Consider the following 12,235-nt stretch of genomic DNA (forward strand, 5'->3'; position numbering starts at 1 on the left):
GCCCGATCGTTGCACCCGGGAAAGATGGAAGGATGGCGGGGTGACGAATACGGCCCTCCGCTCGGGTATCGACCTGAGCCATGTCGATGAAAGCATCCGTCCCCAAGATGACCTGTTCGGTCACGTCAACGGCCGCTGGCTGGCCGAATACGAGATACCGGCGGACCGCGCCACCGACGGGGCCTTCCGGCAGCTCTACGACCGCGCCGAGGAACAGGTGCGGGACCTGATCGTCGAGGCCAGCGAGCAGGGTTCGGCCGCCACCGACCCCGACGCGCAGCGCATCGGCGATCTGTACACCAGCTTTCTCGACGAGGAGACCGTCCAGCGCCGCGGCGTTCGGCCGCTGCTCGACGAGTTGACCGTGATCGACGACGCCGCCGCGCCCGCCGCGCTGGCCGGCGCCCTCGGCGCCCTGCAGCGCACCGGGGTGGGTGGCGGTGTCGCGGTCTACGTGGACACCGACGCCAAGAACTCGACCCGTTACCTGGTGCACGTCACCCAGTCCGGGCTCGGGCTGCCCGACGAGTCCTACTACCGCGAGGAGCAGCACGCCGAGGTGCTCGAGGCGTACCCCGCACACATCGCAGGCATGTTCGGCCTGGTGTTCGGCGGGGACGCGGCCGGCCACATCCGGACCGCGGAGCGCATCGTCGCGCTGGAGACCAAGCTGGCCGAGGCGCATTGGGATGTGGTCAAGCGCCGCGATGCCGACCTCAGCTACAACTTGCGCACGTTCGCCCAATTGCGCGACGAATCGGTCGGCTTCGACTGGGTCGCGTGGGCCGGCGCGTTCGGCACCAGCGCCGAGGCGCTCGCAGAAGTCGTTGTGCGCCAACCGGATTACGTTAGGTCGTTCGCCGAGCTGTGGCGCAACGAAGACCTCGAGGTGTGGAAGAGTTGGGCGCGGTGGCGGGTGATCCGCGCCCGCGCCTCCTGGCTGACCGACGACGTGGTGGCCGCGGATTTCGACTTCTACGGCCGCCGCTTGACCGGCACCGAGCAGATCCGGGACCGGTGGAAGCGGGCGGTGTCGCTGGTCGAGAGCCTGATGGGTGATGCCGTCGGAAAGCTGTACGTGCAACGACATTTCCCGCCCGGCGCCAAGGCCCGCATCGATGAGCTGGTGAGCAACCTGCAGGCGGCTTACCGGATCAGCATCAACGACCTGGAGTGGATGACGCCGCAGACGCGGGAGCGGGCGCTGACCAAGCTGGAGAAGTTCACCGCCAAGGTCGGCTACCCGGCGAAGTGGCGGGACTACTCCACGCTGGTGATCGACCGCAACGACCTCTACGGCAACTACCAGCGCGGGTATGTCGTCAACCACGACCGTGAGCTGGCCAAGCTCGGCGGGCCGGTGGACAAAGACGAATGGTTCATGACCCCGCAGACGGTCAACGCGTACTACAACCCCGGGATGAACGAGATCGTTTTCCCCGCAGCTATTTTGCAGCCCCCATTCTTCGACGCCGAGGCCGACGACGCCGCGAACTACGGCGGGATCGGCGCGGTGATCGGGCACGAGATCGGCCACGGCTTCGACGACCAGGGCGCCAAATACGACGGTGACGGAAACCTCATCGACTGGTGGACCGACGCCGACCGGGCCGAATTCAGCTCCCGCACAAAGGCTCTCATCGAGCAGTACGACACGTACACGCCGCGGGGGCTGGCCGGCGGGCACCACGTGAACGGCGCGTTCACCGTCGGGGAGAACATTGGTGACCTGGGCGGGTTGTCGATCGCGCTGCTGGCCTATCAGTTGTCGCTGGACGGCAAGCCCGCCCCCGTCATCGACGGCCTGACCGGAGTGCAGCGCGTGTTCTACGGCTGGGCACAGGTGTGGCGCACCAAATCCCGTGATGCCGAAGCGATCCGGCGCCTGGCGGTGGATCCGCACTCGCCGCCGGAGTTCCGCTGCAATGGTGTGCTACGCAACATGGACGCGTTCTACGACGCCTTCGACGGAGCCGATGCCGGTGCGCTGTTCCTGGAGCCCGACAGCCGGGTCAAGATCTGGAATTGACGCCGACGGCCGCCGGGACGGCCTCGATGCGGGCGGGCACGTGCTTGTGCCACGGCGTGCCCGCGTAGGGATCGCGCCACTCGGTCGAGGTCAGCGCGTTCGGGGCCACACCGGGAACGACGGTGTGGCCGTCGTCGTCGATGTAATCGAGCCCAAAACCGTTGGGCAGGGAAGCATGTCCGGCGAGCATGGTCTCGGTGATCTCGACGGTGGCCTCGGCGCTGCCGGCCGCGGTGCTGATGCGCGCCCGGCATCCGTCGACGAGACCGAGGGCCTGCGCGTCTTCGACGCTGACCCGCAGCGCGCCCTCGGCGTCGCGTTTGCGCCAGGACGGGTCGCGGAAGATGTCGTTGGCGGTGTAGGCGCGCCGCTCCCCCACCGACAACACGATCGGGAAGTCCGGGGTGGTGAGCTCGGCCGGGGCGCGGGTCAGCGCCCTCAATTCGTCGAGCATCGACGGGATCTCCAGCGCGATCTTGTGATCGGAGTGGCTGATCAACGCGAAGTCGTCCGCGTAGTTGTGGGCGGTGAACGTCACCCCCGAGGGGTTGTCCAGGATCGCGTCGAACAGCGCGTTGCCGTCGGCGTGACCGGCGCGCCGCACGGCGTCCGGATAGTTCATCGCGGTCTTCTGGGCCAGGCCCCACAACGCGGCCGCGCCGCGCAGCCCGTCCGGCAGCGTGGGCCCCAGCGTCTCGTAGAGCACGTACGGAAGTACTTGCGCCACCGTCGGATTGGCCGCAACAGCGGTGAGGAACGCCTCGGTGTACGCCGGGCGACCGCGCTGGGCGGCGTCGCGCAAGGGCCGCAACTCCGCGTCGTCGACCACACCGAGCGCCCGCACCAGCCGGGCCCAGATCTCGGGCTCGGGCAGGGTTCCCGGCAGGGGCTCCAGCAGCGGACGGCGCAGCTGAAACGTGTTGTGCGGGAATTCCAGGTTGAAGAAGGTGGCCTCCGGCTTCTCGAACTGGGACGCGGCCGGAAGCACGTAGTGGGCGAGCCTGGCGGTCTCGGTCATCGCGACGTCGATGACCACCATCAGTTCCAGCGACCGGAAGGCTTCGCGGCACGCGGCCGAATTGGCCAGTGAGTGAGCGGGGTTGCTGCTCTCCACGATCATCGCCCGGAAGCGGTCCGGGTGGTCGGTCAGGATTTCCTCGGGAACCACATTGCTGGGCACCAGCCCGGAGATGATGGGGGCGCCGGTGACCGGCGTGCGGCCGGAGAACTGGCCGAACAGCGGTGCGAACGACGAATGCAGGTGTTGGCCACCCTTTTTCGCGAAGTTACCGGTGAGGACCCATAGCAGCTTGTTCAGGTAGGAGGACAGCGTGCTGTTGGGCGCCTGCTGCACCCCGAGATCCTCGAAGACCGACACGCTCGCGGCGGCGCCGATGCGCCGGGCCGCCGCGCGCAGCAGTTCTTCGTCGACGCCGCAGCGCTGCGCGTAGTCGGCCACCGCAACGCCGCGCAGCGCCGCGCGGACGGTGTCGGCACCGCGCACATGCTCGGCGAGAAACGTTTCGTTGCAGAGGTTTTCCTGGACGAGGACGGCGGCCAACGCCGCCAGGCACCACGCATCGGTGCCGGGTCGAACGCGCAGATGGAAGTCGGACATCTTGGCGGTGTCGGTGACGACGGGGTCGATGACGATCATCGACCGGGCCGGATCCTTGGCGATCTCGTTGAGCACCACCCGGGCACGCGGAAAGCTCTGCGACATCCACGGGTTCTTGCCGACGAACACCGCCACCTCGGCGTGCTCGAACTCGCCCCTGGTGTGACCGCCGTACAACTGCCCGTCCACCCAGGCCTCACCGGTCTTCTCCTGCGCCAACGCATTTGAGCGGTAGCGCGACCCCAGCGCCTTCAGGAAGGCGCCGCTGTACGCCCCGCCCAGATGGTTTCCCTGCCCGCCGCCACCGTAGTAGAAGATCTTGTCCCCGCCGTAGGTATCGCGAATGTGCTTGAACCCCTCGGCGATCTCCACGATCGCGGTGTCCCAGTCGATTTCCTCGTAGCTGCCGTCGGCGCGGCGGCGCAGCGGAGTCGTCAGTCGGGTGCGGTCGTTCTGATAGTGGTCGAGCCGCAGCGCCTTGTTGCAGGTGTAACCCTGCGACGCCGGGTGCGCCTTGTCGCCGCGGATGCGGGCCAGCCGGCGATCGTCGACTTGAACCACAATGCCGCAGTTGCATTCACACAGAATGCACGCGCTGGATTGCCATTCACCGGTCATTGCGGGACATCCTCTCCGGTCACCTGATACGACCCTGCTCGGACGGAGTCGCCAGCAGCAGCTCGCGCATCTGACGGCGGACGACGTCGAGGGGCATTAGGTCGCGGCGCACCCGCGCCAGCACAATCGCGCCCTCGAGCGCCGTGGTGGCCAGGACCGACAATTCGCCCGCCCGCTCGCGGCCTATCCCGTCGGCGATGAAGCGCTGCGCGATCAGGTCGGTCCAGCGGTCGAACACCGCCGCCGCGCGGTCGACGACGGGCGCCATGCGTTCGGCGTTTTCCTGCTCGCCCGCCTCCACGGACACGGCCACGATGGGGCAGCCGGCGCGGAAGTCGCTATCGAGCAGCTGCCCGCGGTATTTGTCGATCAGGGTATCGATCAGCTGGAGGCCGCTCTCGGCCTCGGCGATGATCCCGGCGACATGGTCGCCGGCGAAGTCCACCGCCTCGCAGAGCAGTTGCGTGCGGCCGCCCGGGAAGTAGTGATAGGCCGATCCGCGCGGCGCGCCGCTGTGCTCGAGGACGTCCGAGATGGCGGTGGCGTGCGCGCCGCGCTCCCTGATCAAGAGCGCCGCCGACACCACCATCCGTTCGCGTGGACCGCGCACCGCCGCTCCTTCGGCCGAAGTTATATATGATGCTATACATAATCGCCGGCCCCGCGGAAGCCCCCGCAGAAACGTGCTGGGAGACAGACGCAAAATCGCCCGTCTCCAGGGGGAAACGGGCGATTTTGCGTCGCTGAGCTGAAGGACCCTAGTTCATCCAGTCGGCGGAGCCGTCGTTCTTCTTGTAGTTGCCGCCGGTGGAGTTCTTCACGATGATCGGGTCTCCCGCGCCGAAGTTGTCGAAGAACCACTTCGCGTTGGAGGGGCTGATGTTGATGCAGCCGTGGCTGACGTCGCGCTTGCCCTGGTCGTCCACCGACCACGGGGCGCTGTGCACGTAGTCGCCAACGTTGTCGAAGCGGACCGCGTCCTCCACCGTCACCTTGTAGCCGTAGGTCGAACTGACCGGCACCCCGTAGGTCGAGGAGTCCATCACCACCGACGCCTTCTTGTCCTGCACGTAGTAGGTGCCGTTGGGGGTCTGGTGGTTACCAGACGTCATGCCCATCGACATCGGGATCGTCTTCTCCACCGTGCCGTTGCGGGCGACGGTCAACTGATGCGTGGCGTCGTCGGCCGTGGCCACCAGCGTGTCTCCGGTTCGGAAGCTCGACACGGTGCCCCCGGCGTCGACGGTCACCGCCGTGTGGGCGGGCCAGAAGCTCAACGGCCGCCAACGCAGCTGGGTCGGAGTCATCCAGTAGAACTTGCCCGGGACCGCCGGGGCGGACGAGACGTGGACCGCGCCCTCCGCGGCGCCGGAGTCGTCGACCCGGCCGGGGAAATTGATGATGATCGGCTGGCCGACACCCACCGTCGACCCGTTGGCGGGCTGGATCTTCGGCGGCCCGAAGGGGGCCGTGCCGGTGAACGGGGCGGGATTCTGCCCGGCGGCCGAGGCCGCGGCGGGCTGGGCCATGGGCGGAAGCCACGGCGGCGCCGGCGCATCGGGCGGAGGCGGAGCCGCCAGCGGGTCAGGCGGGGGCGGCGACGGCGCCCGGATCGGCGGGAGCCGGGTCCGGATCGGCCAACGCGGGAGCCGCGCTCAGCACCAGTGCCAGGGTCATGACAGTAGCCCAGCCGGTGACGTTCAGAGCGGCGAAGAGACCCTTGAAAGTCCAGGCCTTCGTCCAGCCCGACATATGCATACCTCCACTCATCTACTCCGCACAGTGTGGCATAGGGCGCGCGCCGGCGACCGCCGTCGACGGCCGTCCGCGGACCCGAAGGCCGCGCAATCAGGCCCGTGAACTGGGTGTTTATGAATCGAGTGAGCTTGTCGGCAGCACCGGCCCGCGGGGGAAGTCCAGCATCCGCCGGTTGGCCGCGATGCCGACCAGCGCGACGGCCATCAGGATCGCCGAGGCGATCAGCATCGTCGTGACGCTGTGCTCATAGAGCAGGCCGCCCGCCAGCGAGCCGGCCATGATGCCGACCTGAAACGCCGTCACGTACAACCCCGACGCCCCGTCGGGGTCGTCGGCCCCATTGCGCATCGCGGCGGATTGCATCATCGGCGATACGGCAGTCGCCATGGCTCCCCACAGCACGATGGCGGCGGTGCCGATCAGCGCGGTCGCCGCGCCGGATCGGCCGCCGAACGCCAGCGCGGTCAGCACCACGAAGGCGGCCGTCAGGCCCGCCATGCACAGGATGACGGCGCTCTTGGGCCGGTGGTCCAGCGGCCTCGCCACCAGCGGCAGCGACAGCAGGCCGGCCAGCCCGTAGGCGACCAGCACCCAGGCCAGGTTCGGCCCGCGCACGCCGAGGACGTTGCGGATGAGCTCGACGATGAACGTGTAGGACACGAAATGGCCGGTGACCGCGATCATGGCCAGCACGCTCACGACGATCAGCCGGGGGTTGCGGTGATGGCGAGACCGGGGGCCGACGTGGGCCAGCTGGTCCTCGGTGAGCACCATCTCCGGCAACATCAGCCGGGCGGCGACCGTGACGACGACGGCCGCGACGGTGACGCACACGACAGCCAGGCGCCAGCCCCACATCAGGCTCAGCGCCGCGGTCAGCGGACTGCCCACCACCAACGCCAGGCTGGTTCCGACGTAGATCGACATGGTGGCGCGCCCGGCGTGACTGGGCGGCACCAGCCGGATCGCGATCGGCGCGATGACCGACCACAGCAGCCCGTGGGTGACCGCGCAGAGCACCCGCCCGGCGGCCAGCACCGCGAAGTTGGGCGCCAGCGCCGAGATCAGCTGCGAGACGGTCAGGCAGGTCAGGCTCGCCACCAGCACGCGGCGGCGCGGCAGGTGCGCGGTCCAGCGCACCAACGGAATCGTCGTCAGGGCCGCCACCAGGGCATACCAGGACAGCAGGGTTCCCACCAGGACCACGCTGACGTTCAGGTTGCGCGCGATCGCGGGCAGCGCGCCCACCGGCAAGATCTCGGCGGTGACGTAGGTGAAGGCCGCGGCCGCGAGGATGGCAAGCTGAGCCGCGATCCGTGGCGTCCACGTTCGCGCGGCTGCGTTGGCGGTTTCGGCAGTCATCACAGTCATCGCTTGGGTGTGCGCAATCGGCTGAGCAACGCCGCCGAGGTCACGCTCCCCTACCGTACGCACACCGGCTACCCGTTCCTCCGACTTGGCGTGGCAACACGCCCTGCGATCAGGAGCGGACCAGGCGCGCGATCGCGGCGGAGGCCTCGGTGAGCTTGGTGTCGGCCTCGTCGCCCCCCTCGGCCACGGCGCGGGTGACGCAGTGGCTCAGGTGCTCGTCGAGCAAATTCAGCGCGACCGACCGCAGGGCGCTGTTGACGGCGCTGACCTGGGTCAGGACGTCGATGCAGTACTTGTCTTCCTCGATCATGCGGGCAATGCCCCGCACCTGGCCCTCGATGCGCCGCAGCCGCTTGGCGTAATTGTCCTTCTGCTGCGAGTACCCGTGTTCGTTCGTCATCGCCGTTTCACCCCTGCCACTACGCCTGCGCACCGCCGCGCGGCGGCTCTCCCAGCTTATACCCCATCGGGGTATTACCCCGGACGTTGGCATCGGGACTGGCCAGCGCATACTTGAACGATGCCCACCACCGATTCGGCTCGGAACGCCGACATCAAGCCGCGTAGCCGTGACGTCACCGACGGCCTGGAGAAGGCCGCCGCCCGTGGCATGCTGCGGGCCGTAGGCATGGGAGACGAAGACTTCGCCAAGCCGCAGATCGGGGTCGCGTCGTCCTGGAACGAGATCACGCCGTGCAACCTCTCCCTGGACCGGCTCGCCAAGGCGGTCAAGGAGGGGGTGTTCTCGGCCGGCGGCTACCCACTCGAGTTCGGCACCATCTCGGTGTCCGACGGCATCTCGATGGGCCACGAGGGGATGCATTTCTCGCTGGTGTCGCGGGAGGTGATCGCCGACAGCGTCGAGACGGTGATGCAGGCCGAACGCCTCGACGGTTCGGTGCTGCTGGCCGGCTGCGACAAGTCGCTGCCCGGCATGCTGATGGCCGCGGCCCGGCTGGACCTGGCCTCGGTGTTCCTCTACGCGGGCTCGATCCTGCCCGGGGTCGCCAAGCTCTCCGACGGCAGCGAGCGCGAGGTGACCATCATCGACGCATTCGAGGCGGTGGGGGCCTGCGCCCGCGGGCTGATGCCGCGCGAGGACGTCGACGCCATCGAGCGGGCGATCTGTCCCGGCGAGGGCGCTTGCGGCGGCATGTACACCGCCAACACGATGGCCAGCGCGGCCGAGGCGCTCGGGATGTCGCTGCCGGGCAGCGCGGCGCCGCCGGCGACCGACCGTCGCCGCGACGGGTTCGCACGGCGCAGCGGCGCGGCCGTCGTCGAGCTGCTGCGGCGCGGGATAACCGCCCGCGACATCCTCACCAAGGAGGCGTTCGAGAACGCGATCGCGGTGGTGATGGCCTTCGGTGGCTCCACCAACGCGGTGCTGCACCTGCTGGCCATCGCCCACGAGGCCGACGTCGCGCTGACGCTCGACGATTTCAGCCGGATCGGGTCGAAGGTTCCCCACCTTGCCGACGTCAAGCCGTTCGGCCGCCATGTCATGTCCCACGTCGACCACATCGGCGGCGTGCCGGTGATGATGAAGGCGCTGTTGGACGCCGGCCTGCTGCGCGGCGATTGCTTGACGGTGACCGGTGCGACCGTGGCCGAGAACCTGGCCGAGATCGCCCCGCCCGACCCGGACGGCAAGGTGCTGCGCGCCCTGAGCAACCCCATTCACCCCACCGGGGGGATCACCATCCTGCGTGGTTCGCTGGCGCCCGAGGGCGCGGTGGTCAAGTCGGCCGGTTTCGATTCCGACGTGTTCGAAGGCACCGCAAGGGTTTTCGACGGCGAGCGGGCCGCGCTTGACGCCCTGGAGGACGGCACCATCACCAAGGGCGACGCGGTGGTGATCCGTTACGAAGGCCCGAAGGGCGGCCCCGGGATGCGTGAAATGCTCGCCATCACCGGCGCCATCAAGGGCGCCGGCCTCGGCAAGGACGTGCTGTTGCTGACCGACGGCCGGTTCTCCGGTGGGACGACGGGCCTGTGCGTGGGCCACATCGCCCCCGAGGCGGTGGACGCCGGACCGATCGCGTTTCTGCGCGACGGCGACCAGATCCGGCTGGACGTCGCCAACCGTGTCCTCGACGTGCTGACCGATCCGGCCGAATTCGATTCTCGGCGAACAGGTTTCACGCCGCCGGAGCCGCGCTATAAGACCGGCGTGCTGGCCAAGTACGTCAAGCTGGTCAGCTCCGCCGCGATCGGCGCGGTCTGCGGTTAGTCGCCGCTTCGGCGCGAGCGTGCGCAGAATGCCGGCGCGACACGGTGTGTCGTGTACAAACACGCACGCTCAGGCCGAAAAACTATGCGTGCGTGGCGTCCGTGCGCATGCCGAAGTAGGTGGCGTTGAGGCCCAAGAACGTCAACAACGCACCCGCGACGACATTCGACCACGTCATGCCCGAGGTCAATACGACGTCCGGCAGGATCCACGTCGACACGATGACCCACACGCCGAGCACCGGAAGCGTCCACGTCATGCCGTGGGCACGATCCAGCGTCGTCGCGAACCCGTACGCCAGGAACGCCACCGCGATCCCCGCGATCAGGTCAGACGTGGCGAGCGATCTCGTCGCGCTGAATCCCACGATCCACGGTGACGCGGCCACATACAGACCCGTCAGCAGAGCCACGCCGAAGGTGAAATGTGCACTCATCGACTCGGCGACGCGCTCGTAGCGGGCGCGCAGCGCCAACAAATCCGGGTGGTGATCGATTGATGAATGGACTGTACTCATTTTGTGACCTTTCTGTTATGCAGCAAGCCTTTTGAGCTGGGCTGCACCCATCCATCTGCCGTCAAGATTACGCTCGATCGCCGACCATTTCGAGGAGCGCGTACTGTCTTCAGCCATGGACCTCGCTGACCGATTGCGGCTCGATAGCCCGGTGGGACAGGCCGGCATGGGCGGCGGTCTGGCGGGGGCGAGCCTGGCGGCCGCGGTCGCCAACGCGGGTGGGCTCGGCACACTGGGCATCGATACGCCTCACCGGCTGCGGGCGTCGATCGATCGGGTGCGCGAAGAGGCGCCGGGCCGAGCCGTCGCAGTAAACCTGTTGCTGCCCTTCGTGCATCGCCGCCACGTCGCGGCGTGTGTCGATGCCCGGGTCGACGTGGTCGTGTTGGCGTTCGGCGAGAAGCGGGGCCTCGTCGAACACCTACGGGACGCCGGGATCTTCGTCTTCGTCATGGTGGGCACCGAGGCGCAGGCGCGCGCCGCGATCGCCTGCGGCGCTGACGGTTTGATCGCTCAGGGGCGCGAGGCCGGCGGGCACCTCGTCGGGACCATGCCGGCCCTGGATTTCCTGCCGCAGGCGCTGCGTGCGGCCGGGCGGCATCCGGTGTTTCTGGCCGGCGGGATCGCCACCGCCACCGACAGTCGCGCGGCGCTGGACGCCGGCGCCAGTGGCGTCATCGCCGGCACGCGGTTCCTGTTGACGCACGAGGCCAACGCCAACCGCGAGTATCAGCGACGAATTATGCGGGCGGACAAGACGATCGAGACCAACCTGTTCGGTCTGACCTGGCCGCTACGACACCGCGTCATTCCCAACGCGGCCACCGACCGGTGGTGCGGCGCCGACGGGCGGGCCAAAGCATTGCCGGCGGTTCTCAACGCCGCCAGTCGCCCCGTATCGGCGCTCGGCTATTTCGATGCGGGCGCACTGATGCGCCTGCAGACGCCGGCCCTTCCGTTCTTCACACCGCTGGCACCGGTGTCCGGTGTGCCCGATTCCTGGCTGGACAGCGCCGCCTTGTACGCAGGTGAAACCGGCCTGCGGATCCGCGAACTCACTACTGCCGCTCAAGCAGTCGCCGACCTCTGCCCGCGCTGACGCTACCGCACCAACGCCAACGCGAAGCCGTCCCAGTGCTTGGCCCCCACCGTCTGGATCACCGCGGTGTCCAGGCGCGGGTGCTCACCCATCGCCTGCAGCGTTTGGCGGGTCGCCCGCACCCGGGCATCATCGGAATCGGGCCGCAGAATCTGACCGTCGCGAATCACGTTGTCCACCACGATGACTGCGCCGGGACGGGCCAATCGAACGGCCCACTCCAGGTATCCGAGGTTGTTCTCCTTGTCGGCGTCGATGAAGATCAGATCGAAGGGGCCGCTCACCGTCGGCAAAGTCTCCAGTGCGGCGCCGACGATCACCTCCACCCGATCGCGGACGCCGGCGCGCTCCAGATTGCGCCGCGCGACCTCGGCGTGCCTGGGCTCGTATTCCAGCGTCACCACCCGGCCCTGCGGCCCGGCGCCGCGCGCCAACCAGATGGTGCTGAAGCCACCCAGGGTGCCGATCTCGAGGACGCGCCGCGCGCCGATGGCACCGGCGAGCAGGCTCAAGAACTTTCCTTGCTGCACCGATACCGCTATCGGTGGTAGCCCGGCCGCGGCGCTGGCCTCGAGGGCCGCGATCAATGACGGATCGTCGCCAACCACTGTGCTGTCCAAGAATGCGTCGACGTCGGCGGGGGTTGGCTTCTCGGTCATGGGGTCAACGCTAGCCGCGCCCGACTGCCCTCACGAACCTCAGCCCGCCCTGGGAATGGACGCGACCGGTTGCATATACCCATGGGGGGTATATAGTGAGGGTGCGGCCGAACCGCGCCGCACCAGTTACACCAGAGAAAAGGGTGAGTCACATGGCAACTTACGAAGCCGGGACCCTACTGACATGCGGTCACGAAGGCTGCGGCTGCCGCGTCCGCATCGAGGCCCCTTGCCACTGCTCGGGTGCGGGTGAGCCATACCGCTGCACGTGCGGCGACGCGCTGACCCCCGTCACGTAACGCGTCGCGCCGGTCGTGCGTTCGGGCGTCAGCC

General features: G+C 68.3%; 10 protein-coding genes and 1 pseudogene. 4 read left to right on the forward strand and 7 right to left on the reverse strand.

Features of this window, described 5'->3' with window-relative positions:
• The first annotated feature begins 40 nt into the window (after positions 1-40).
• Positions 41-2,029, forward strand: coding sequence for a M13 family metallopeptidase (locus A5775_RS13970; protein WP_067253098.1), 1,989 nt, complete (start codon positions 41-43; stop codon positions 2,027-2,029).
• On the opposite strand, the gene A5775_RS13975 is transcribed toward A5775_RS13970, so the two are convergent.
• The 5 genes and pseudogenes from A5775_RS13975 to A5775_RS13995 all read right to left on the reverse strand — a co-directional run bounded on the left by A5775_RS13975 (position 2,013) and on the right by A5775_RS13995 (position 7,794).
• Positions 2,013-4,265, reverse strand: coding sequence for a molybdopterin oxidoreductase family protein (locus A5775_RS13975; protein ID WP_067253099.1), 2,253 nt, complete (start codon positions 4,263-4,265; stop codon positions 2,013-2,015). The genes A5775_RS13970 and A5775_RS13975 overlap by 17 nt on opposite strands.
• Positions 4,266-4,284: 19 nt before the next feature.
• Positions 4,285-4,875: a TetR/AcrR family transcriptional regulator gene (locus A5775_RS13980; protein ID WP_156660695.1), complete on the reverse strand. Its 591-nt coding sequence runs from the start codon at positions 4,873-4,875 to the stop codon at positions 4,285-4,287.
• Positions 4,876-5,023: 148 nt separating this feature from the next.
• A pseudogene (locus A5775_RS13985) lies at positions 5,024-6,017 on the reverse strand (Ig-like domain-containing protein).
• A gap of 117 nt (positions 6,018-6,134) precedes the next feature.
• A complete protein-coding gene (locus tag A5775_RS13990) occupies positions 6,135-7,385 on the reverse strand; it encodes an MFS transporter (protein ID WP_067253103.1) in 1,251 nt (416 codons plus the stop codon).
• 118 nt (positions 7,386-7,503) lie between these two features.
• On the reverse strand, positions 7,504-7,794 hold the full coding sequence (locus A5775_RS13995; protein ID WP_067253105.1) for a metal-sensitive transcriptional regulator: 291 nt from the start codon (positions 7,792-7,794) through the stop codon (positions 7,504-7,506).
• Between the two features lie 120 nt (positions 7,795-7,914).
• On the opposite strand from A5775_RS13995, the gene ilvD reads away from it, so the two are divergent.
• A complete protein-coding gene (ilvD, locus tag A5775_RS14000; RefSeq protein ID WP_067253107.1) occupies positions 7,915-9,627 on the forward strand; it encodes a dihydroxy-acid dehydratase in 1,713 nt (570 codons plus the stop codon).
• Positions 9,628-9,709: 82 nt separating this feature from the next.
• On the opposite strand, the gene A5775_RS14005 is transcribed toward ilvD, so the two are convergent.
• Entirely contained in the window at positions 9,710-10,144 is a 435-nt protein-coding gene (locus tag A5775_RS14005) for an SPW repeat protein (RefSeq protein WP_067253109.1), read from the reverse strand.
• Between the two features lie 115 nt (positions 10,145-10,259).
• On the opposite strand from A5775_RS14005, the gene A5775_RS14010 reads away from it, so the two are divergent.
• Entirely contained in the window at positions 10,260-11,243 is a 984-nt protein-coding gene (locus A5775_RS14010) for a nitronate monooxygenase (RefSeq protein ID WP_067253111.1), read from the forward strand.
• 2 nt (positions 11,244-11,245) lie between these two features.
• Here A5775_RS14010 and A5775_RS14015 read toward each other — a convergent pair whose 3' ends face one another.
• Positions 11,246-11,902, reverse strand: coding sequence for an O-methyltransferase (locus A5775_RS14015; protein ID WP_067253113.1), 657 nt, complete (start codon positions 11,900-11,902; stop codon positions 11,246-11,248).
• Positions 11,903-12,054: 152 nt separating this feature from the next.
• On the opposite strand from A5775_RS14015, the gene A5775_RS24920 reads away from it, so the two are divergent.
• The gene (locus A5775_RS24920) at positions 12,055-12,201 is read left to right on the forward strand and encodes a metallothionein (RefSeq protein WP_082953016.1); all 147 of its coding nucleotides are present in this window, start codon (positions 12,055-12,057) and stop codon (positions 12,199-12,201) included.
• Positions 12,202-12,235: the final 34 nt, after the last annotated feature.

The sequence above is a fragment of the Mycobacterium sp. 852002-10029_SCH5224772 genome (assembly GCF_001667315.1).
In the GTDB taxonomy this organism is placed as follows: domain Bacteria; phylum Actinomycetota; class Actinomycetes; order Mycobacteriales; family Mycobacteriaceae; genus Mycobacterium.

Coding starts and splice junctions, on each gene's coding strand:
- A5775_RS13975 (WP_067253099.1), bottom strand. CDS start 4,265: ATGACCGGTGAATGGCAATCCAGCGCGTGCATTCTGTGTGAATGCAAC.
- A5775_RS13990 (WP_067253103.1), bottom strand. CDS start 7,385: ATGACTGCCGAAACCGCCAACGCAGCCGCGCGAACGTGGACGCCACGG.
- A5775_RS13995 (WP_067253105.1), bottom strand. CDS start 7,794: ATGACGAACGAACACGGGTACTCGCAGCAGAAGGACAATTACGCCAAG.
- ilvD (WP_067253107.1), top strand. CDS start 7,915: ATGCCCACCACCGATTCGGCTCGGAACGCCGACATCAAGCCGCGTAGC.
- A5775_RS14005 (WP_067253109.1), bottom strand. CDS start 10,144: ATGAGTACAGTCCATTCATCAATCGATCACCACCCGGATTTGTTGGCG.
- A5775_RS14010 (WP_067253111.1), top strand. CDS start 10,260: ATGGACCTCGCTGACCGATTGCGGCTCGATAGCCCGGTGGGACAGGCC.
- A5775_RS14015 (WP_067253113.1), bottom strand. CDS start 11,902: ATGACCGAGAAGCCAACCCCCGCCGACGTCGACGCATTCTTGGACAGC.
- A5775_RS24920 (WP_082953016.1), top strand. CDS start 12,055: ATGGCAACTTACGAAGCCGGGACCCTACTGACATGCGGTCACGAAGGC.